The organism is Pseudomonas sp. NBRC 111132 (assembly GCF_001320565.1).
Classification (GTDB): Bacteria; Pseudomonadota; Gammaproteobacteria; order Pseudomonadales; family Pseudomonadaceae; genus Aquipseudomonas; species Aquipseudomonas putida_P.
The window spans coordinates 19,144-39,740 of record NZ_BCBI01000051.1 but is presented as its reverse complement, the minus strand read 5'-3'; the positions used below and the strand labels follow the sequence as shown (position 1 = coordinate 39,740).

General features: G+C 62.2%; 18 protein-coding genes and 1 pseudogene. 9 read left to right on the top strand and 10 right to left on the bottom strand.

Annotated features, from left to right (window positions below; translation table 11 throughout):
* Positions 1-101: 101 nt before the first annotated feature.
* Positions 102-497, bottom strand: coding sequence for a hypothetical protein (locus APH35_RS21475; RefSeq protein ID WP_012273609.1), 396 nt, complete (start codon positions 495-497; stop codon positions 102-104).
* A gap of 176 nt (positions 498-673) precedes the next feature.
* Here APH35_RS21475 and APH35_RS21470 point away from each other — a divergent pair, with 176 nt between their 5' ends.
* The 3 genes from APH35_RS21470 (at position 674) to APH35_RS21460 (ending at position 1,624) form a co-directional block, all read left to right on the top strand.
* Positions 674-976 carry a type II toxin-antitoxin system RelE/ParE family toxin gene (locus APH35_RS21470; RefSeq protein ID WP_060515449.1) on the top strand — a complete coding sequence of 101 codons (303 nt, stop codon included), beginning with the start codon at positions 674-676 and terminating at the stop codon, positions 974-976.
* Positions 969-1,262 (top strand): addiction module antidote protein, encoded by a 294-nt coding sequence (locus tag APH35_RS21465; protein WP_012273611.1) that lies wholly within the window; start codon positions 969-971, stop codon positions 1,260-1,262. The genes APH35_RS21470 and APH35_RS21465 overlap by 8 nt, the downstream gene beginning before the upstream one ends.
* A gap of 89 nt (positions 1,263-1,351) precedes the next feature.
* Complete coding sequence (locus tag APH35_RS21460) at positions 1,352-1,624, top strand: hypothetical protein (RefSeq protein ID WP_012273612.1); 273 nt, start codon at positions 1,352-1,354, stop codon at positions 1,622-1,624.
* A gap of 122 nt (positions 1,625-1,746) precedes the next feature.
* Here the strand turns inward: APH35_RS21460 and APH35_RS21455 are convergent, their stop codons facing one another.
* Entirely contained in the window at positions 1,747-3,108 is a 1,362-nt protein-coding gene (locus tag APH35_RS21455; RefSeq protein ID WP_060515448.1) for a DEAD/DEAH box helicase, read from the bottom strand.
* A 103-nt stretch (positions 3,109-3,211) separates the two neighbouring features.
* Between APH35_RS21455 and APH35_RS21450 the strand changes: the two genes are divergently transcribed.
* The gene (locus tag APH35_RS21450) at positions 3,212-4,513 is read left to right on the top strand and encodes a mechanosensitive ion channel family protein (RefSeq protein WP_012273614.1); all 1,302 of its coding nucleotides are present in this window, start codon (positions 3,212-3,214) and stop codon (positions 4,511-4,513) included.
* Between the two features lie 16 nt (positions 4,514-4,529).
* On the opposite strand, the gene arfB is transcribed toward APH35_RS21450, so the two are convergent.
* The 5 genes and pseudogenes from arfB to APH35_RS21425 all read right to left on the bottom strand — a co-directional run bounded on the left by arfB (position 4,530) and on the right by APH35_RS21425 (position 8,030).
* A complete protein-coding gene (gene arfB / locus APH35_RS21445; protein WP_012273615.1) occupies positions 4,530-4,943 on the bottom strand; it encodes an alternative ribosome rescue aminoacyl-tRNA hydrolase ArfB in 414 nt (137 codons plus the stop codon).
* Positions 4,944-5,008: 65 nt separating this feature from the next.
* Positions 5,009-5,945, bottom strand: a pseudogene (locus APH35_RS21440) (AEC family transporter).
* A 1-nt stretch (position 5,946) separates the two neighbouring features.
* Complete coding sequence (locus APH35_RS21435) at positions 5,947-6,822, bottom strand: carboxylate/amino acid/amine transporter (protein WP_012273617.1); 876 nt, start codon at positions 6,820-6,822, stop codon at positions 5,947-5,949.
* Between the two features lie 184 nt (positions 6,823-7,006).
* Positions 7,007-7,606, bottom strand: coding sequence for an FMN-dependent NADH-azoreductase (locus APH35_RS21430; protein ID WP_060492949.1), 600 nt, complete (start codon positions 7,604-7,606; stop codon positions 7,007-7,009).
* Between the two features lie 100 nt (positions 7,607-7,706).
* The gene (locus APH35_RS21425) at positions 7,707-8,030 is read right to left on the bottom strand and encodes a hypothetical protein (protein ID WP_060515447.1); all 324 of its coding nucleotides are present in this window, start codon (positions 8,028-8,030) and stop codon (positions 7,707-7,709) included.
* A 48-nt stretch (positions 8,031-8,078) separates the two neighbouring features.
* On the opposite strand from APH35_RS21425, the gene APH35_RS21420 reads away from it, so the two are divergent.
* The 4 genes from APH35_RS21420 (at position 8,079) to APH35_RS21405 (ending at position 12,275) form a co-directional block, all read left to right on the top strand.
* The gene (locus APH35_RS21420) at positions 8,079-9,002 is read left to right on the top strand and encodes a LysR family transcriptional regulator (RefSeq protein ID WP_012273620.1); all 924 of its coding nucleotides are present in this window, start codon (positions 8,079-8,081) and stop codon (positions 9,000-9,002) included.
* A 13-nt stretch (positions 9,003-9,015) separates the two neighbouring features.
* Positions 9,016-9,828, top strand: a complete 813-nt coding sequence (locus APH35_RS21415; RefSeq protein ID WP_060515446.1) for an alpha/beta fold hydrolase — start codon at positions 9,016-9,018, stop codon at positions 9,826-9,828.
* Positions 9,822-10,379 (top strand): peptidylprolyl isomerase A, encoded by a 558-nt coding sequence (locus tag APH35_RS21410; RefSeq protein WP_012273622.1) that lies wholly within the window; start codon positions 9,822-9,824, stop codon positions 10,377-10,379. Before APH35_RS21415 ends, APH35_RS21410 begins: the two co-directional genes overlap by 7 nt.
* A gap of 63 nt (positions 10,380-10,442) precedes the next feature.
* On the top strand, positions 10,443-12,275 hold the full coding sequence (locus APH35_RS21405) for an ABC transporter ATP-binding protein (protein ID WP_012273623.1): 1,833 nt from the start codon (positions 10,443-10,445) through the stop codon (positions 12,273-12,275).
* Between the two features lie 33 nt (positions 12,276-12,308).
* Here APH35_RS21405 and APH35_RS21400 read toward each other — a convergent pair whose 3' ends face one another.
* Positions 12,309-13,436 (bottom strand): GNAT family N-acetyltransferase, encoded by a 1,128-nt coding sequence (locus tag APH35_RS21400; RefSeq protein WP_060492956.1) that lies wholly within the window; start codon positions 13,434-13,436, stop codon positions 12,309-12,311.
* Positions 13,437-13,698: 262 nt separating this feature from the next.
* On the opposite strand from APH35_RS21400, the gene APH35_RS21395 reads away from it, so the two are divergent.
* A complete protein-coding gene (locus APH35_RS21395) occupies positions 13,699-14,943 on the top strand; it encodes a putative porin (protein ID WP_012273625.1) in 1,245 nt (414 codons plus the stop codon).
* Between the two features lie 116 nt (positions 14,944-15,059).
* Here APH35_RS21395 and APH35_RS21390 read toward each other — a convergent pair whose 3' ends face one another.
* Both APH35_RS21390 and hrpA read right to left on the bottom strand, forming a co-directional pair.
* Complete coding sequence (locus APH35_RS21390; protein ID WP_012273626.1) at positions 15,060-16,181, bottom strand: beta-ketoacyl-ACP synthase III; 1,122 nt, start codon at positions 16,179-16,181, stop codon at positions 15,060-15,062.
* 236 nt (positions 16,182-16,417) lie between these two features.
* Entirely contained in the window at positions 16,418-20,323 is a 3,906-nt protein-coding gene (hrpA, locus tag APH35_RS21385; RefSeq protein WP_060492953.1) for an ATP-dependent RNA helicase HrpA, read from the bottom strand.
* Positions 20,324-20,597 lie beyond the last annotated feature (274 nt).

Below are 20,597 nucleotides of genomic sequence, written 5' to 3'. Positions count from 1 at the left end.
GGGCCTCTGGGATCGTCGTGGGCATGGGCAAGGCTCGGCAGCGTTCAGAAGCTACCGATTATCGGGTTTCCAGCGCCGCACTTGCCAGCCTTAAAACGACATCAAGCAATCTGTGCCTTCGCAGATACCCGTTCGAACGTCGCTTCGTCCAAGGCATCTTCCTGCTCATCCAGCACTTGGCGCGGGTGCTCGAAGCCGGGGATGCTGCTGTCGATCAGGCTCATCAAGCGCGAACCGCGTTCGGTCAGCACGAAGTTTTCTCCATTGCCGCCGTCGTCTTCGTGCCGGCTCTCGATAAAGCCACGCTCGAACAGCAGCTTTTCATACTCGCAGGCGCGGGTTTTCAGGTGGTCCAAGTCGCCCAGTGGCTCACCCTTGGCGGCCAGCGCTGCGGCATGCTGCTCGGCATAAGGGCGGGGCGTGAAGCTGTGACCGGCGCCATTCTGCACTTCGTGCAGCAAGCGTTCGATCAGGTCCCAGTCGTAGGCGATGCTCATGGTGATGGGCTCCTGCTGTAGACGGAAGGGGTACACAGGTTGGGACCTGCCGGTGAGGACGGTGTTCCGAAAAATGAACGCTGGAAGAAATGCCATTGCTAGAAGCCGCTTAGGCGGCAACAGGCAGAAACCATTTGCTGACTTGCCGCCTGTAGTTTATAAACTACATTCACTCGATGAAGAAAATCGAATCCAGCAGTTTCAGACATTGGGTGACCGGCCTGCGGGACAGCAGCGCCAGAGCCCGCATCATTTCTCGGATCAACCGGTTAATGGAGGGTTTACCTGGCGACGTATCTCCGGTTGGCCATGGCGTCAGTGAACTCAGGATTCACTACGGGCCTGGCTACCGGGTGTACTTCCATCAGACGGGCAACACTTTCGTCATTCTGTTATGTGGCGGCGACAAAAGCAGCCAACAGCGTGACATCAAGGCAGCCCACCAGATTCTGCGTTCGTGGAGGATGCAAAATGACTGAAACCTTTTCCGAATTCGACCCCGCCGAGTACCTCACAACGCCCGAAGCAATCGCGCAGTTCATGACCGACGCACTTGAGACTGGCGATGCCGGCTATGTTGCCAAAGCGGTTGGCGTGGTGGCCCGTGCAAAGGGCATGAGCGAACTGGCCAAAGAAACTGGCCTGTCTCGCGAACAGCTCTACCGCTCTTTCAGCGAGCACGGCAACCCGACCCTGAAGTCGTTCCTGACCGTAATGAAGGCATTAGGCATAGACATGACGGCGCGCCCCCACCTTGCTGGCTGAGTGACTGTTTCCGCCATCGGTCGTTAACGCTGAACTACCACGCCCCTTTAGCCCTCCACCGCGCATAGCCACCGCTGGAGGTAGAAAGGATGAAACCGCTACTGCCCATTGCCTGCGCCACAGCCCTGCTCTGCGCCCTGCCCGCCTGGGCCTGCACACCGGAAGAAGCAACGCAAAAACGTGAAGAGCTTGCCGGGTTGGTCACGCAATTGACCGAACAGAACCCACAGAAGGCCAAGGAGATCAATGACGAGCTTCAGGGGATGGATTTGGAGACGGCGAGCAAGGACTTGCCCGACAAGTGTCAGCTGATCGATCAGCGGATCAAGGAATTGAAAACGGCAGAGAAGAAGGCCGATTAGTGGCCGCCTGCGCCCCTCTCGCAGGCAAACCCGCCCCCACAGGAACAACACAGCCATCAGAACCCGTGATGTTCTTGTGGGAGCTGGCTTGCCCGCGAAGAAGCCAGTACACCTACTGAAATTTACTCGGCAGCAGGCTTACGCTTCTTGAGCGGCGCCAGGCCATCAGCGCTGGCCAGCGGTGCGTTGGCCCTCGGCTTGGCGGTTGGCTTGCGCTTGGCGGCAGCCTTCTTGTCACCGGTCTTCTTGTCAACTTTCTTCTTCTTGGCCCCAACAGCCTTGCCCGAAGCCTTGACCTTCTTCGGCCCGCTGTAAGTGCCCTTCACTTCCTTGATCACCCGGCGCTCGAACTGCTGCTTGAGGTAGCGCTCGATGCTCGACATCAGGTTCCAGTCGTTGTGGGTGATCAGCGAGATCGCCAGGCCTTCACCACCGGCACGGCCAGTGCGGCCCACACGGTGTACGTACTCGTCACCGCTGCGTGGCATGTCGAAGTTGATCACCAGGTCCAGGCCGTCGATGTCCAGGCCACGGGCTGCCACGTCGGTGGCTACCAGTACCTTGGAGCTGCCCTGTTTGAAGCGCTCGATGGCCAACTTGCGGTCCTTCTGGTCTTTCTCGCCATGCAGCACGAAGGCTTTCACGTCCTTGGCCACCAGGTGACCGTAGATGCGGTCGGCCATGGCGCGGGTGTTGGTGAAGATAATCGCCTTGTCGAAGGTTTCGTTGGCCAGCAGCCACTGGGCGATCTGCTCTTTGTGCTGGTCGTGGTCGGCGGTGATGATCTGCTGGCGGGTGCCTTCGGCCAGTTGCGAAACACTGTTGAGCATCAGGTGCTCAGGGTCTTTCAGCACTTTGCCGATGATGTCGCGCAGGGCCGCGCCACCGGTAGTGGCGGAGAACAGCAGGGTCTGCTCGCGGTTCTCGCACTCCTTGCACAGGCGCTCCATGTCTTCGGCGAAGCCCATGTCGAGCATGCGGTCGGCTTCGTCGAGGATCAGCACCTTCACATGGGACAGGTCGAGGTTGCCGGCATTCAGTTGCTCAAGCAGGCGGCCCGGGGTGCCGATCAGCACGTCCGGCACTTTGCGCAGCATGGCGGCCTGTTCCTTGAAGTCTTCGCCGCCGGTGACCAGGCCCGACTTGATGTAGGTGAACTGCGAGAACAGCTGTACCTGCTTGAGGGTTTGCTGGGCCAGTTCGCGGGTCGGCAGCAGGATCAGCGCGCGGATTTCGACACGCGGGCCGCTCAGGTCGACCAGACGGTTGAGCAGCGGCAGCACGAAAGCCGCGGTCTTGCCGCTGCCGGTCTGCGCGGTCACGCGCAGGTCACGCCCTTGCAGGGCCAGGGGGATGGCCGCGGCCTGCACCGGGGTTGGCTCGACAAATTTAAGCTCGGCCACGGCTTTAAGCAGGCGTTCATGCAGGGCGAATTGGGAGAACACGGAGGTAACCTCAGGCAAGTGCGGGATATTCAGTTGCATAGGGTAACGTTTTCTGCCGCCTTAGCCGAATTTCTTTTGGCAACTTTGTCGCCATCCGCGCTCTAATGATGCTTCGTTTCGCAACAAGACTGTACGCAAGCCCATGGATATACAAAGAATCTGGCGTGACTCCCTCGACCTGTGGGGCACCCTCGACCAACATCCCATGTTGCACGCTGCCATCGGCTTGGCGGTGTTGCTGCTGATTTCTCTGGTGGTCGGCCGCCTGGCGCGCTTCCTCATGCTGCACGGCGCGCGCCTGCTGGCCCGCCAGCCAGCGCTGAAGTGGCTGGACGACCTGCGCCACAACAAGGTGTTCCACCGCCTGGCGCAAACCACCCCGTCGCTGGTACTGCAGTTCGGCCTGAAGCTGGTGCCGGAGCTGTCAGATACCGCCCAGCACTTCCTCGGCAATGTCGCCCTGGCGTTTACCCTGCTGTTCATGACCATGGCGCTGTCGTGCCTGCTGGATGCCCTGCTCGACATCTATGCTCGCACCGAACACGCCCGCACCCGCTCGATCAAGGGCTACGTGCAACTGGCCAAGATGATGTTGTGGATCTTCGCCTCGATCGTCATCGTCGCCACCCTGATCGACCGTTCGCCGTTGCTGCTGCTGTCGGGTCTGGGTGCCATGTCGGCGGTGCTGCTGTTGGTGTACAAGGACACCCTGCTGTCGTTTGTCGCCAGCGTGCAGTTGACCAGCAACGACATGCTGCATGTGGGTGACTGGATCGAAATGCCGCAGGTAGGTGCCGATGGTGACGTGGTGGATATCACCCTGCACACGGTGAAGGTGCAGAACTTCGACAAGACCATCGTTTCCATCCCCACCTGGCGCCTGATGAGCGAGTCGTTCCGCAACTATCGCGGCATGCAGCAATCCGGGGGCCGGCGAATCAAACGCAGCCTGTTCATCGATGCCGCCGGCGTGCGCTTCCTTACCCGCGAAGAGGAACAGCGCCTGAGCCAGGTTCAGTTGCTTGGCGATTACCTGGCAGGCAAGCGCCAGGAGCTGCAGAACTGGAACGAAGCCCTGGGGCCTGTCGCCGAGCTGTCGGCCAATCGCCGCAAGCTGACCAACATCGGCACCTTCCGCGCGTTTGCCCTGGCTTACCTGAAGAACCACCCCAACGTTCACCCGAACATGACCTGCATGGTGCGGCAGATGCAGACCACCGCCGAAGGCGTGCCGCTGGAAATCTACTGCTTCACCACCACCACGGCATGGGCGGAGTATGAGCGGATCCAGGGGGATATCTTCGACTACCTGCTGGCGGTGTTGCCAGAGTTTGGCTTGAGCCTGTATCAGCAGCCGAGCGGCAATGACATGCGGGTGGGGTTGAGCGGGCGTTTGGCGCAAGAGCCTGTCCAGCATCGCCTGGAACAGCTGAGCGAAGCTTGAGATTACCGGGGCTGCACTAGAAGTCCACCTTGCCCCTGCCCGCCTTAACAGTGCTCCGCCTGGCTTTCCCTTCAAGGCGGCGGGTCTTCGAGCCGAGGGTGGGCTTGGTGGGGCGGCGTTTCTTCTCGGTCTTGGCGGCCGCGATGATCAACTCGGCAAGACGCGCCAGGGCGTCAGCGCGGTTTTGGTCCTGGGTGCGGTACTGTTGGGCCTTGATGATCAACACGCCGTCGCCGGTGATGCGATTGTCACGCAGCGCCAACAGCCGTTCCTTGTAGAACTCGGGCAGTGACGAGGCCGGAATGTCGAAGCGCAGGTGCACGGCGCTGGACACCTTGTTGACATTCTGCCCACCCGCGCCTTGCGCACGGATGTAGGTCAGTTCGATGTCGGCATCCGGCAGATGCACATTGTTGGAGATGGTCAGCATGATAAGGCCCCTGTGATTGCCCCCATTATCACAGCCTGCGCCGCGCGGCCATAGTACAGCAGCCGCTACCCCGCATACCCCAACAGGTACAGCAACCCGGTCAAGGTCACCAGCGACGCCACCGTCGACAGCAGGATCGTGCGCGAAATCAGCCCCGCCTCACGGTTGTAATACTCCGCCAGCATGAACGGGCCGGTCCCGGTCGGCAGCGCTGCCAGCAGCACCGCCGAAGCCGCCCACATGCTCGGCAGGCTGAACACCTTGTACGCCAGCACCCAGGTCAGCGCCGGCTGCCCCACCAGTTTCATGACCACCAGCGGCCATGGGCTGGCCTGCGCACCTGGGCGCTTTTCGGCCAGGAAGGCGCCCAACGACACCAGCGCGCACGGCGTGGTCGCCAACGCCAGCATGTCGAGAAAATGCATCACCGGCTCTGCCAATCCCCAGCCAGACACCGCCCAGGCCGCCCCCCGCCAATGGCGAGATCACCAACGGATTCTTCGCCAGCGCCTTGCCAACCACCACGATGGCGCGGCCGATTTGCCGTTCTTCCTGCAGCCCGACCTCGATCAGCGTCAGGGAAATGGCAAACACCAGGCACACCACGATCAAAGAGGAGATCAGCGCCGGCTGCAAGCCCGCCTGGCCGAACAGCAGCAGGCACAACGGGATGCCTATATAGCCGGTGTTGGCATACCCGGCACTGAGCCCGTCGATGCTCGACGCCACCAGGCCATGGCCACTGGTCAAGCGCCACAGCAGGGTGATCACGAACATGGCCAGGGCCCCCGCGCCGAAGGCTGCGATGAACCCCGGGTGCCAGATCTCGCTCCAGGTGGCAGTGGCCGTCACCTTGAACAGCAACGCCGGCAGGCACAGCCAGACCACCATCTTGTTGATTTCGGCGGCGGCCTTGTCGCCCAGCTTGTTGGTTTTGCGGCACAAGTAGCCGACCAGAATCAAGGCGAAAATCGGTGCGACGATGACGAAGATGGTGTGCATGTCAGGCCTTGCCGGCCATCGGCGCCTGCGCACGGCCACCCAGGCGGCTCAGCCACACCGACGCCAGGATGATCCCGCCGCCGATGAACAGCCGCCCCAGCGGCTCGTGCTGGTTCCAGATCAGCAGGTTCAGCAGCAGCCCGACCGGCACATGCAGGTTGTTCATCACCGCCAGTGTGCCGCCAGAAACCAGGCATGCGCCCTTGTTCCACCAGTACAGCCCCAGCGCGGTCGGGCACAGGCCCAGGAACAGCAGCACCAGCCATTGCACATCGGTACTCGGCAGGTGTTGCGTGTTGCCGAACAACAAAAAGGCCGGTAGCACCACCAGCAAGGCGCCGAGGTAGAAATAGCCAAAGCGGGCGTAATGCGGTAGGTCGCTGGGGTAGCGCGCAACCAGGTGGCGGTACAGCACCTGGCCGGCGGCATAGGTGAAGTTGGCCAGCTGCAGCAACAGGAAGCCGATGAAGAACTCGCCGCTGATGCTGTCGAAGCGGATCACCCCGGCGCCCGCCACCGCAACCAGCGCGGCCAGCAGCGCCCAAGGGTTGAAGCGCCGGTTCATGGCGTCTTCGATCAGGGTCACATGCAACGGCGTGAGAATGGTGAACAGCAGCACCTCTGGCACCGTGAGCACGCGGAAACTCAGGTACAGGCAGACGTAGGTGATGCCGTACTGCAGCGCGCCGATCAGCAGCATCGAGCGCATGAAGCGCGGCTCGACCTGGCGCCAGCGGGTCAGCGGCAGGAACACGAGGCCCGCCAACAGTACCCGTGCGAGCACAGCGAAGTAGCTGTCGACGTGCCCGGCCAGGTACTCGCCGATCAGGCTGAAGGAAAACGCCTGGATCAGCGCGACGATTATCAGGTAGCCCATGGTTGCCTCTCGTGAATCAAGGCCGCGACCTTAGCGGGTTGCGGCAAATGAGTTCAACCATGAGGAATGTAGGGGCTGCACTGGCCTGCACAAAATGCCGGGCAAAAAAAAACCGGCCATGCAGGCCGGGCAGATACACCCAAAGGAGCAACAACAGGTGTCAGGGTTGGGAATTCAGTGAATCTCAGGCTACCGCCGCCAGCTTGGCCTTGGCCTGGTTGAGGCCCTTCTCGTGGAATTCGCCGCTCATGTTCAGGCCTTCGGCATGGATGAAGTCGACATCATGAATACCGATGAAGGCCATCACCTGGCGCAGGTACGGTTCCTGGTGGTCGCTGCTGGCACCGGCATGGATACCGCCGCGGGCAGTCAGGACGATGGCGCGCTTGCCGGTCAGCAGGCCTTGTGGGCCAGTAGGCGTGTACTTGAAGGTGATGCCGGCGCGCAGCACATGGTCCAACCAGGCCTTGAGGGTGCTGGGGATGGTGAAGTTGTACATCGGTGCGGCCATCACCAGCACGTCGGCTGCCAGCAACTCATCGGTCAATTCGTTGGATCGGGCCAGGGCATCCAATTCGGCGGCGCTGCGCTGTTCTTCGGGTTTCATCCAGCCACCCAGCAGGTTGGCATCCAGATGCGGCACCGGGTTGACCGCCAGGTCGCGCACCGTGATCTGATCGGCCGGGTGAGCAGCCTGCCATTGCTGGATGAAATCAGCGGTCAGCTGACGGGAAACGGAATCCTGCTGGCGGGCGCTGCTTTCGATGATCAGTACGCGGGACATGGGGTGCCTCCATCGGCAAATAGGGTTGCGATTCGATGGAGGTGAGATTAAGGCTTGACCTATCGATAAAAAAGCGTAAAAAGTGGGTTCAATCAATCGATTAATCAGTTTGTTCCGCGCTGCAGCTCAAGGCGATCCGCAGCTTGATGATCTGCCGATTGAATTTGGCGGTGACATCGACGCTTTTACCGGCCGGTACGTTCACCCGTCGCACGCGCGGTGCCTCCGGGCCATTGCGAAAGGTCACCTTGCACGCCACCGGGACCTGCCCATAGTTGTTGAGGGTGATGGCGCCGATGTCGTAGGCCGTGTCATAGGCGGTGTAGTCGAGCTTGACCCCGGTCAGCTCTTTCTCCACATCGATGGGGTACGCCATGGCCGCGAGGGGCAGGCACATCAGTATTGCCGCACAACATTTCTTCATCGGCCGCTCTCCTTGAAAGAGCGCAGCTTAGGACAACAGGAGCGAAAGATGAAAGCGCCGCGCGTAACCCTAGACCAGTGGCGAACCCTGCAAGCAGTGGTCGATCACGGCGGGTTTGCCCAGGCCGCCGAGGCGTTGCACCGCTCGCAGTCCTCGGTCAGCTACACCGTGGCCCGCATGCAAGAGCAACTGGGTGTGCCGCTGTTGCGCATCGATGGCCGCAAGGCGGTGCTGACCGAGGCCGGCAATGTGCTGCTGCGCCGCTCGCGCCACCTGGTCAAGCAGGCCAGCCAGCTCGAAGACCTTGCCCACCACATGGAACAGGGCTGGGAAGCCGAAGTGCGCCTGGTGGTCGATGCCGCCTACCCCAGTGCCCGCCTGGTGCGCGCGCTGGCCGCATTCATGCCACAGAGCCGCGGCTGCCGGGTGCGCCTGCGTGAAGAAGTGCTGTCTGGCGTAGAAGAAGTGATGCACGAAGGCATCGCCGACCTGGCCATCAGCAGTTACAGCATCGGCGGCTACCTGGGCGCCGAACTGAGCGCGGTCGAGTTTGTCGCCGTCGCTCACCCCGAACACAGCCTGCACCGCCTGGGCCGCGAACTGACCTTCCAGGACCTGGAAAGCCAACTGCAGGTGGTGATCCGCGACTCCGGCCGCGCCCAGCCACGCGACGTCGGCTGGCTGGGTGCCGAACAACGCTGGACCGTCGGCAGCCTGGGCACCGCTGCCACCTTCGTCAGCAGCGGCCTGGGCTTTGCCTGGCTGCCCCGGCACATGATCGAGCGCGAACTGCGCGAAGGCGTGCTCAAGCCTTTACCGCTAGATCAGGGTGGCAGCCGTCACCCGCTGTTCTACCTTTATTCGAGCAAAGAGAAGACCCTGGGCCCGGCTACGCAGATTCTCATCGACCTGCTGCGCAATTTCGACACCGCGCCACTGGACGTGCCCTTCGCAGCCCCCCCACAAGCTTGAGAGGACCGCGCCCATGGCCTATTTCGAACACGAAGGATGCGCACTGCATTACGAGGAATATGGCCAGGGCGAACCCCTGGTGTTGCTGCACGGTCTGGGCTCAAGCTGCCAGGACTGGGAGTTGCAGGTGCCGGCGCTCAGCCGCCACTACCGGGTAATCCTCATGGACATCCGTGGCCACGGCCGTTCCGATAAACCCCGCGACGGTTACCAGATCGCCACCTTCAGTGCCGACCTGCTGGCCTTGCTCGAACACCTGCACACAGGCCCCGTACACTTCGTCGGCCTGTCCATGGGTGGCATGATCGGCTTCCAGTTTGCCGTCGACCACCCGCAATGGCTGCGCAGCTTGTGCATCGTCAACAGTGCCCCCGAGGTCAAGCGCCGCACCCGCAGTGACTGGGTATGGTGGTTCAAGCGCTGGGGCCTGGCGCGTGTCCTGAGTGTCGAAACCGTGGGCAAGGGCCTGGCCGAGCGGCTGTTCCCCAAGCCCCGACAAGCAAACCTGCGGCAGACGATGGCCCAGCGCTGGGCATGCAATGACAAACGCGCCTACCTCAAGAGTTTCGACGCCATTGTCGACTGGGGCGTGCAGGAACGCATCGGGCAGATCCACTGTCCTACCCTGGTCATCGCCGCCGACCACGATTACACCCCGATACAACTGAAAGAACGCTACGTCGCCCTTATGCCCAATGCCAGGCTGGTCGTCGTCGACGATTCCCGGCACGCTACCCCCCTCGATCAACCCGAGGTCTTCAACCAGACCCTGCTGCAGTTCCTCGCAGCCGCCTCCACCTCTCAAGGATCTTTGAGCCCATGCTGAAAAAACTCCTGCTCACCGCCTGTTCGGTCGCCTTCGCCACCAGCGTCATGGCCTCTGACAAGACCCCGCACGTTCTGCTGGACACCAGCTTCGGCCAGGTCGAAATCGAGCTGAACGCCGAGAAGGCACCGGTCAGCACGAAGAATTTCCTGCAATACGTCGACAGCGGTTTCTACAACAACACGATTTTCCACCGGGTGATCCCGGGCTTCATGGTGCAGGGCGGCGGCTTCACTGACCAGATGGTGCAGAAGAACACCAACGACCCGATCAAGAACGAAGCCAGCAATGGCCTGCTGAACACCCGTGGCACCCTGTCGATGGCGCGCACCTCGGACCCGAACTCCGCCACCAGCCAGTTCTTCATCAACGTGGCCGACAACGATTTCCTCAACCCAGGGCGTGACCGTGGCTACGCCGTATTCGGCAAGGTGACCAAGGGCATGGAAGTGGTCGACCAGATCGTCAATTCGCCGACCACCATCAAGAAAGGCATGCGCGATGTACCGGCGGACCCGGTGTACATCAAGTCGGCCAAACGCATCGACTGACCGCAGGCTTCACAGGGACGTGAAACCGCCTGAGGGCAGGATGGAACAGGAGTGCCGTTACCCATGCTGTACCGCCGTTTCGAGCAACTGATCGACATTTTTCGCGAAGCCCCCAGCGAGTCACCGCCGACTACCGTGTGGCCGTTCTACCTGTATTACCTGCGCCAGGTGTGGCCTAGCTTCCTGGCCCTGCTGGTGGTCGGCCTGTTCGCCTCCCTGATCGAGGTGGCGATGTTCAGCTACCTCAGCCGCATCATCGACCTGGCCCAGGGCACGCCCAATGCCAACTTCTTCAGCGAGCACAGTGGCGAGCTGATCTGGATGCTGGTGGTGATCCTGCTGCTGCGGCCGGTGTTTTTCGGCCTGCACGACCTGCTGGTGCACCAGACCATCAACCCCGGCATGACCAGCCTGATCCGCTGGCAAAACCACACCTATGTGCTCAAGCAGAGCCTGAACTTCTTCCAAAGCGACTTTGCCGGGCGCATCGCCCAGCGCATCATGCAGACCGGCAACTCCCTGCGCGACTCCGCTGTGCAGGCCGTGGACGCGCTGTGGCACGTGCTGATCTACGCCATCACCTCGCTGGTGCTGTTCGCCGAGGCCGACTGGCGCCTGATGCTGCCGCTGCTGCTGTGGATCGTCGGCTACATCGCCGCGCTCTTCTACTTCGTGCCAAGGGTCAAGGAACGCTCGGTGATCTCCTCCGACGCCCGTTCCAAGCTGATGGGGCGCATCGTCGATGGCTACACCAACATCGCCACCCTGAAGCTGTTCGCCCACACCGATTACGAACAGCAATACGCACGCGAAGCGATCCGCGAACAGACCGAAAAAACCCAGCTTGCATCGCGCGTGGTCACCAGCATGGACGTGGTCATCACCACCCTCAATGGCCTGCTGGTGGTCACCACCACGGGGCTTGCGCTGTGGCTGTGGAGCCAATCAATGATCACGGTCGGCGCCATCGCCCTGGCCACCGGCCTGGTGATCCGTATCGTCAACATGTCGGGCTGGATCATGTGGGTGGTCAACGGCATCTTCGAGAACATCGGCATGGTCCAGGACGGCCTGCAGACCATCGCCCAGCCAGTCACGGTCACCGACCTGCCCAATGCGCCGGCACTCAAGGTCAGCCGAGGCGCGGTGCGATTCGAGGACGTCGATTTCCACTACGGCAAAGCCGCCTACGTTATCGAAGGGCTTGACCTGAACATTCGCCCAGGCGAGAAAATCGGCTTGATCGGCCCGTCCGGGGCGGGCAAGTCGACCCTGGTCAACCTGCTGCTGCGCCTGTACGACGTGCAGGGTGGGCGCATCCTCATCGATGGCCAGGACATTGCCCAAGTGAGCCAGGCCAGCCTGCGCGCACAAATTGGCATGATCACCCAGGACACCTCGTTGCTGCACCGCTCGATCCGCGACAACCTGCTATATGGCCGCCCCGGCGCCAGCGAGGCCGAGTTGCTCGAAGCCGTGCGTCGTGCCCGCGCCGACGAGTTCATCCCGCAGCTGTCGGACGCCCAGGGGCGCACCGGCTTCGATGCCCATGTAGGTGAACGCGGGGTCAAGTTGTCGGGTGGCCAGCGCCAGCGCATCGCCATCGCCCGGGTGCTGTTGAAGAATGCGCCGATCCTGATCATGGACGAAGCCACGTCGGCGCTGGACTCGGAAGTGGAGGCAGCGATTCAGGAAAGCCTGGAGACGCTGATGCAGGGCAAGACAGTGATTGCCATCGCCCACCGGCTGTCGACCATTGCCCGCATGGATAGGCTGGTGGTGCTGGACAAGGGGCGGATTGTCGAAAGTGGCAGCCACAGTGAGCTACTGGAGCAACAAGGCTTGTATGCCCGCTTGTGGCACCACCAGACCGGGGGCTTTGTCGGGGTCGATTAGGCTCCCACAGGATGGGTGGCAGCCTGAAACAACTCAGTCCCGACGATAGGGCAACATCTCCCTGGCCTCCTCGGCATACCCCTTCACCCCTTCCCGCTCCTGCTGCAGAAATTCCTCCACCGCCCGCCGTAGTCCTGGGTGCAGCAGGTAATGCCAGGAGCGCGTCAACACCGGCTCGAACCCGCGAATCAGCTTGTGCTCACCCTGTGCCCCGGCATCGAAACGCTGATAGCCCTCGGCAATGGCAAAGTCCATGCCCTGGTAGAAACACGTCTCGAAATGCAGCCGGTCGAACTCATCCAGGCAGCCCCAGTAACGGCCGAACAGGCTGTCGCCACCTACCAGGCTCAAGGCCATCGCCACATCACGCCCGCCCTGGCGCGCCATTACCACACGCACGGCCTCGGGCATGCGCTCGGCCAGCAGGCTGAAAAAATCGCGGGTCAGGTAAGGTGCACGGCGGCGCACCGCATAGGTGTTGGCATAACACAGGAAGACGAAATCCCACTGCGCCTCGTCCAGCTCATCGCCGCGGTACCAGCGAAAGTCGATGCCCTGCCCCGCCACCTGCTCGCGCTCCTTGCGCATCTGTTTGCGCTTGCGTGAGCTGAGGCTGTCGAGAAAGTCCTGGAAGTCGCGATACCCTCTGTTTTGCCAGTGAAACTGGCAACCCAGGCGTTCCATCCAGCCAGGCAAGCCAGCCAGCTGCGCATCCAGTGCCGGGTCGGTGAAATTGATGTGCGCACCGGATAGCCCGCCCTTGCCCAGATACTCCGGCAGGGCCTGCAGCATCAGCAAGCCGTCAGCCGGGTCAGCCGCCAGCAGGCGTGGCCCGCTGACCGGGCTGAACGGCACCGCGCCGAGCAACTTGGGGTAGTAGGCGATGCCGGCCCGCTCACAGGCATCGGCCCAGCCATGATCGAACACGTACTCGCCAAACGAGTGCCACTTGCGGTACGCCGGCAACAGCGCCCTTACCTGCCCGTCACGCTCCAGCACCAGGTGCTCGGCGGCCCAGCCGGTGTTGCGCGCCACGCTGCCGCTGTCCTCCATGGCACTGAGAAATGCATGGCGCAGGAACGGTTGACCGGCTGGCACCAGGGCATCCCAGGTGGTCGCCGGAAGATCACGTAAATGGGCAAGGCTGTACAGGCTGGTCACGGTTTCGGCTCGCTGTCTGAAGGCCTTCAGTATCCCCAAGGAATGCCCGCCACTCAAATGACGATCGCCAGGCTGATCCTTTTATTCTCAATTACTTAACAACAGTGCCACTAATTAGACATTAATCTGTCATTGCCCCCCGCAATACTTGCGCCTGTTTTCCGGAACCCCAGAACCTGTCTATTCAGGCCCTTTCCGAAGACATGCCAACGCAGGGGCAGGCGCTTGAGCCTCCCCCATTTTTTTCAGTAGGGAGAACCTTATGCGTCTTGTTTCTACACTTACCGGAGTGAGCCTCACCGGCATGATGCTGGCTCTGAGCGCCCCGGCCAGTGCTGCTGTCGACGCCAAGCTGCTCGAAATGCTCCGCGCCAATGGCTCGATCAACCAGGCGCAGTACAACGAACTGCAGGGCGACCTGGCAAAAGAAACCAAGGAAAAGGCCGACCAGAAAGCTCAGTCCGAACGTATGAGCTCCTTTGAACAAAAAGTGGCATGGGCCGCCAAGACCCAGATCAAGGGTGACGTGCGCCTGCGCTACGAAGACGTCAACGTCGACAACCCGATCTCCCGCAGTGGTAACCAGGACCGTGAGCGCGTACGTGCCCGTGTCGGCTTCTACAGCGAGATCAACCCGCAGGTCGACGCCGGTGTGCGTGTGGCCACCGGCAGCAGCGCCGACGCCCGCTCGACCAACCAGAGCCTGGACAACTACTTCGAGAAGAAATCGCTGTGGGTCGACCTGGCGTACCTCGACTGGCACCCGACCGCCGTGCCGAACCTGCACCTGATCGGCGGCAAGATGATGCAGCCATGGGTGAGCATGGGCGACATCATCTGGGACAGCGACATCAACCCGGAAGGTGTGGCCGCCACCTACAAGACCAACCTCGGCCCGGCCGAAGTGTTCGGCAGCATCGGCCACTACAACCTGAAGGACAACGTCGACGGCGACGGCGTGCAGTTCAAGCACGACGCACAGCTGTATGCGGCCCAGCTGGGTACCAAGTTCAACGCGGCGGATACCGTCAAGGTTACCGTTGGTGGCAGCATCTACGGCTACGACAACGACAAGGCCTCGGCAGCCCTGCGCTCGCTGGGCAACACCACCGACGAATTCAACCTGGTGGAAGGCTTCGGTCAGGTCGACTTTACCGGCTTCGCCATCCCTCTGTCGGCTTACGGCCAGTTCGTCAAGAACACCGAAAGCACCGATGGCAAGGACAAGGCATGGCTGGCCGGCCTGAAGAGCAAGATCGGTGCCTGGAGCCTGGACTACAACTACCGCGACGTGCAGCGCAACGGTGTCGTCAGCCTGTTCACCGACTCTGACTTCGGCAACGGTTTCACCGGTTCCCGTGGCCACAAGTTCAAAGTGGGTTACGAAATCGACAAGAACTTCGCCCTGGGCGCGGCCTACATGATGGCCAAGACCGACTACTCCAACCTGCCGAACAGCGATGCTGACGTAGACACCCTGCAGGTAGACCTGGAAGCCAAGTTCTAAGCTGCAAACGCCTCTGCTTCACCTGAAGCGGGAAACGCCGACCCCATCCGGCGTTTCCCGCTTTTTTTTGCCTGTGAAACTGTGCTGCGAATGGGCCGCAAAGCGGCCCCAAGCAATCAGCGCTTGCGCAGAATCACGCTACCAATCGAATACCCCGCACCAAACGAGCTCAACACACCCAGCGAGCCCTTGGCCAGGTCATCCTGGTACAGGTGGAAGGCAATCACCGACCCGGCCGAACTGGTATTGGCGTAACGGTCCAGAATCACCGGTGCATCTTGCTCGGCCACTTCACGTCCCAGCAGTTTCTTGACGATCAGGTGGTTCATGCTGAGGTTGGCCTGGTGCAGCCAGAAACGCTTCACATCGCTCGGTTGCAGGCCGTTTTCCTGCAGGTGCTCACCGATCAGCTCGGCCACTTTCGGGCACACCTCGCGGAACACCTTGCGGCCTTCCTGGATGAACAGCTTGTCCGCTGCGCCTTCGCCCTCTTCCGCCGCACGGTTGAGGAAACCGAAGTTGTTGCGGATGTTGTTGGAGAACTCGGTCCACAGCTTGCTGCTGACGATGTCGAACTGGTGCGCCGAGGTGGCCTGGTCGGCACGCTCGATCAGTACCGCGGTGGCGGCATCACCGAAAATGAAATGGCTGTCACGGTCACGGAAGTTCAGGTGGCCGGTGCACACCTCCGGGTTGACCATCAGCACTGCCCGGGCCTGGCCCAGGGCCACGCTGTTGGCGGCGGTCTGGATGCCGAAGGTGGCCGACGAACACGCCACGTTCATGTCGAAGGCAAAGCCCTGGATACCCAGCGCCTGCTGCACCTCGATGGCAATGGCCGGGTACGGGCGCTGCAGGTTGGAGCAGGCGACGATCACCCCGTCGACATCGGCAGCGGTGCGCCCAGCGCGCTCCAGGGCCTGGCGGGCAGCAGCCACGGCCATTTCGCAGAGCACCGACGGCTCATCGTTGCTGCGCTCTGGCAGGCGTGGCTTCATACGCTGCGGGTCGAGGATACCGGCCTTGTCCATGACAAAGCGGCTTTTGATGCCGGAGGCCTTTTCGATGAATGCCGCATCGGACAGCGGCGCCGCTTCGACTTCACCACGCTCGATGGCGGCGGCGTTGTCCTGGTTGAATTGCTGCGACCAGGCGTTGAAGGAGGCCACCAGTTCTTCGTTGGAAATGCTCTGGGCCGGGGTGTACAGGCCGGTGCCGCTGATCACGACGTTATGCACGGTCGTTCCTCTGGTCAAAGGCCATCGCCACAGGGCGCTGGCTGGAAACATGACAGGATAATGGCACTTTAGTACCAATTTAAAGGCGAGGGCTGCGCCCTCGTTCGCGGGCAAGCCCGCTCCTACAAGGATCGCGTCGCCCCCGAGAACACTGCTGTACCTGTGGGAGCGGGCGTGCCCGCGAAGGGCCGCAAAGCGGCCCAAAATTGCATCAATATTGCCACAACTGTGGAAGTTTAGCCTTCCACCTGACTCCATTGTTTGCTCAATCTTTTGTCGGAAATCGGCACCTTGGTCCCCAGCTGCTGGGCAAACAGCGACACCCGATATTCCTCCAGCCACCAGCGGTACAAGGCCAGTTGCTCATCGCGCTTGCCTTCCTGGGCATGCTTGTCGGCACGGGCCTTGTACTGCGCCCACAGGTTGGCCAGCTCACCGCTCCACACCCGGTCCTTCTGCACTTGCGACCCCAGCTTCTCCAGGCGCAGCTCCACCGCCTTGAGGTAACGCGGCAGTTCCTTGAACCAGGCCCCTGGCGTTTCGCGCACGAAGCCCGGGTAAACCAGGTTGCCCAACTGCTGCTTGATGTCGTTCAGTGCCACCGCCTGGCTCAGGTCGATCTTGCCCTTGAAGCGCTTCTGCAGGCCATGCCACAGTTTCAACACCTCCAGCGTCTGGCGTGCCAGGCGCTCGGCATGCTCGGCCCAGCTACCGCGCTTACGCTCGGCCAGCCCGGCCAAGGCCGCACCATCACGTGGCAACGGTTGCTCGCCTTCGAGGATGCAACTGTCCAGGCTGGCCAGCAGAATGTCTTCGACCAGCGCCTCGACCCGGCCCAATTCACGGTACAGCAGGCCCAGTTCAGTCAGCCCCGGCAGCTTGCCACGCAGAAACTTGGCCGGCTCGGCCAATTGCTGCAACAACAGCCGTTGCAATGCTCGGCGGTGTTGGAACTCGGCTTCGGCCTGGGTCGAGAAGCGCCCTTCACGTACAGTGCCGTTGTCTTCCACCAGCGCCGGGTACACGGTCATCGACAGGCCGGCGATCTTCTGCTGAGCGGTCTGCTTCACTTCGCTGAAGGCCTTGGCCTGCACCGGCTGTTCGCTTTTCGCATCACGCGGCACGGCCAGGGCAGCCTGACTGGCGGCAGCAAAGCGCGCGGTCAGTTCGGCCAGGTCACGGCCTTCGCCCAGGAACTTGCCCTGGCCATCGACCACCTCGATGTTCATGCGCAGATGGCCTTCGACCAAGTTGACCGATTCGTCCCAGGCCTCGTCCGGCACGCGCGCACCGGTCATGCGCAACAGCTCCTGGCCCAGGGCCTGCGGCAGTGCCCCTTGGCCGAAGGTCATGCGCGCCAGCGACGCCTTGACGAAGTCCGGCACCGGTACGAAGTTCTTGCGCAGGGCCTTGGGCAGGTTGCGCACCAGCGCCACGCACTTGGCCTCCAGCAGGCCTGGCACCAACCATTCCAGGCGCTCGCCCGGCAAGCTTGGCAGCAGCGGCGCCGGCACCCGCACGGTAACGCCATCGCGGGGGTGGCCGGGCTCGAAGTGGTAACTCAGCGGCAGGCGCAGCTCGCCCACTTGCAGGCTGTCAGGGTACTGCGCGGCGGTCACTTCGCTAGCCTCACGGGCCAGCACGTCTTCCTCGCGCATGATCAACAGGTTGGCGTCCTTCTGGCTGCCCATGCGGTACCAGCTGTCGAAGGTCGCGGTCTGATGGATTTCCGCCGGCAGACGCGCTTCGTAGAAGGCATAAAGCGTTTCTTCGTCAGCCAGGATGTCGCGCCGACGAGCCTTGGCCTCCAGCTCGTCGAGCTCTTCAAGCAGGCGTTTGTTGGCCGCCAGGCACTTGGCCCGTGACTGAATCTCGCCGCCCACCAGGCCTTCACGGATGAACAGCTCGCGTGCGGTGACCGGGTCGATCGGGCCGTAATGCACAGGCCGACGGCCGACCAGAATCAGCCCGTAGAGGGTGATCTGCTCATAGGCCACCACCTGCCCGCGCTTCTTCTCCCAGTGCGGCTCGAAGTGGTTCTTCTTGATCAGGTGACCGGCCAGCGGCTCGATCCAGTCCGGTTCGATCTTGGCCACCATGCGTGCATACAGCTTGGTGGTTTCGACCAGCTCGGCAGCCATTACCCACTGCGGGCGCTTGCGCCCCAGGCCCGACGACGGGTGCACCCAGAAGCGCCGCTGGCGGGCGCCTTGGTAGTCGCCTTCTTCGGTCTTCTGGCCGATCTGGCTGAGCAGCCCGCTAAGGATCGCCTTGTGCAGCTTCTGGTAGTCGGTCGGTTCCTTGTTCACCGTCAACTGCAGGTCGCGGCAGATCAGCGCCAGCTGACGATGGGCATCGCGCCACTCACGCAGGCGCAAGTAGTTCAGGAAGTGCTTGCGGCACCAGTTGCGCAGCGGGTTGGCGGTCAATGCCTGGCGCTGTTCCTCAAAACCACGCCACAGGTTGACCAGCGCGGCGAAGTCGGAGTCCACGTCTTTCCACTGTGCGTGCGCCTGGTCGGCGGCCTGCTGGCGCTCTGGCGGGCGTTCGCGCGGGTCCTGCACCGACAACGCACTGGTGACGATCAGCACTTCCTGCAAGCTGCCCTGGCGTGCGCCTTCGAGCAGCATGCGGCCCAACCTTGGGTCGATTGGCAAACGCGCCAGCTGGCGGCCGATAGGCGTCAGCTGGTTCTCGCGGTTGACCGCCGAAAGCTCCTGCAGCAGGTTGAAGCCGTCGCTGATGGCCTTGCCATCCGGCGGCTCGATGAACGGGAAGGCATCGATAGCGCCCAGGCGCAGGTGCAGCATCTGCAGGATCACCGCCGCCAGGTTGGTGCGCAGGATCTCTGGGTCGGTGAACGCTGGCCGGCTGTTGAAATCCTCTTCGCTGTACAGCCGCACGCATATGCCCGGTTCGACCCGGCCGCAACGGCCCTTGCGCTGGTTGGCGCTGGCCTGCGACACCGCTTCGATGGGCAGGCGCTGGACCTTGGCGCGGTAGCTGTAGCGGCTGATCCGCGCGGTACCGGTGTCGATCACATAGCGGATGCCAGGTACGGTCAGCGAGGTTTCGGCGACGTTGGTGGCCAGCACCACGCGGCGCCCGGTGTGCGGCTGGAAAATGCGCTGCTGTTCGGCAGGCGACAGCCGCGCGTACAGCGGCAGAATCTCGGTGTGGCGCAATTGCGCCTTGCGCAGGATCTCCGCGGCATCGCGGATTTCCCGCTCGCCCGGCAGGAAGATCAGCACATCGCCGGGGCTTTTGCCCTCGCTGCGCTCATGCTGCGCCACTTCATCCAGGGTGGCGAGGATGGCCTGGTCGACGGTGAGGTCGTCCTCGATCTGGTTACCTTCCTCGTCCTGCTCGCTGGTCAGCGGGCGGTACCAGGTTTCCACCGGGAAGGTGCGCCCGGACACCTCGATGATCGGCGCGCCGTCAAAGTGTTTGGAGAAGCGCTCCAGGTCGATGGTGGCCGAAGTGATGATCAGTTTCAGGTCCGGCCGGCGATGCAGCAGCGTCTTCAGGTAGCCGAGCAGGAAGTCGATGTTCAGGCTGCGCTCGTGGGCCTCGTCGACGATGATCGTGTCGTAGCGCTCGAGGAAGCGGTCATGCTGGGTTTCAGCCAGCAGGATGCCATCGGTCATCAGCTTGACCAGGGTGTTGGCATCGCTCTGGTCTTCGAAGCGCACCTGGTAGCCAACCAGCCCGCCCAAGGGTGTGCCCAGCTCTTCGGCGACCCGCGCCGCCACGCTGCGCGCGGCGATCCGGCGTGGCTGGGTGTGGGCGATCAACCCATGGCTGCCACGGCCCAGTTCCAGGCAGATCTTCGGCAACTGGGTGGTCTTGCCCGAGCCGGTTTCACCGGCAATCACCAGCACCTGGTGTTCGGCCAGGGCCTTCTTGATCTCCTCACGCTTGGCGGCGATCGGCAGGTTGTCGTCGTAGCGCACGGTTGGCACGCTTTGCTGGCGCGCGGTGACCTGGGCGCAGGAGGCCTGAACCTTTTCCACCCACTGCGCCAGCTTTGCCTCATCGGGACGCTTGCGCAGTTCGTGCAGTTGCCGGCGCAGACGATGACGGTCGGCAATCATGGCGTGGTCGAGGTTTTGCAGCAGTTTGTCGATGGCGTGGTCAGTCATGGGGCTTTTTAGTGATGCAGGTGAGCCTGCTTTTTCATGATCGGCATTCGGTAAGTCGGGCGATTGTCGCAGATTTGCCGATTTTCTGCTGCCTGCACGATCCCTGTGGGAGCAGCCTTGAGTCGCGAAAGGGCCGCTCCCACATTGAACGAGCGGCCTTCCAGGCAATGTTTAGCCAGGTACGATGTAAAGGTTGCCATTCACTGCTTTAATCAACCTTACGCCGCATGTGAGTATCAAAGGCATGACTCCCGCCCAGCCCATCGCCCCACCG

Coding starts and splice junctions, on each gene's coding strand:
- APH35_RS21475 (WP_012273609.1), bottom strand. CDS start 497: ATGAGCATCGCCTACGACTGGGACCTGATCGAACGCTTGCTGCACGAA.
- APH35_RS21470 (WP_060515449.1), top strand. CDS start 674: ATGAAGAAAATCGAATCCAGCAGTTTCAGACATTGGGTGACCGGCCTG.
- APH35_RS21465 (WP_012273611.1), top strand. CDS start 969: ATGACTGAAACCTTTTCCGAATTCGACCCCGCCGAGTACCTCACAACG.
- APH35_RS21460 (WP_012273612.1), top strand. CDS start 1,352: ATGAAACCGCTACTGCCCATTGCCTGCGCCACAGCCCTGCTCTGCGCC.
- APH35_RS21455 (WP_060515448.1), bottom strand. CDS start 3,108: ATGCAACTGAATATCCCGCACTTGCCTGAGGTTACCTCCGTGTTCTCC.
- APH35_RS21450 (WP_012273614.1), top strand. CDS start 3,212: ATGGATATACAAAGAATCTGGCGTGACTCCCTCGACCTGTGGGGCACC.
- arfB (WP_012273615.1), bottom strand. CDS start 4,943: ATGCTGACCATCTCCAACAATGTGCATCTGCCGGATGCCGACATCGAA.
- APH35_RS21435 (WP_012273617.1), bottom strand. CDS start 6,822: ATGGGCTACCTGATAATCGTCGCGCTGATCCAGGCGTTTTCCTTCAGC.
- APH35_RS21430 (WP_060492949.1), bottom strand. CDS start 7,606: ATGTCCCGCGTACTGATCATCGAAAGCAGCGCCCGCCAGCAGGATTCC.
- APH35_RS21425 (WP_060515447.1), bottom strand. CDS start 8,030: ATGAAGAAATGTTGTGCGGCAATACTGATGTGCCTGCCCCTCGCGGCC.
- APH35_RS21420 (WP_012273620.1), top strand. CDS start 8,079: ATGAAAGCGCCGCGCGTAACCCTAGACCAGTGGCGAACCCTGCAAGCA.
- APH35_RS21415 (WP_060515446.1), top strand. CDS start 9,016: ATGGCCTATTTCGAACACGAAGGATGCGCACTGCATTACGAGGAATAT.
- APH35_RS21410 (WP_012273622.1), top strand. CDS start 9,822: ATGCTGAAAAAACTCCTGCTCACCGCCTGTTCGGTCGCCTTCGCCACC.
- APH35_RS21405 (WP_012273623.1), top strand. CDS start 10,443: ATGCTGTACCGCCGTTTCGAGCAACTGATCGACATTTTTCGCGAAGCC.
- APH35_RS21395 (WP_012273625.1), top strand. CDS start 13,699: ATGCGTCTTGTTTCTACACTTACCGGAGTGAGCCTCACCGGCATGATG.
- hrpA (WP_060492953.1), bottom strand. CDS start 20,323: ATGACTGACCACGCCATCGACAAACTGCTGCAAAACCTCGACCACGCC.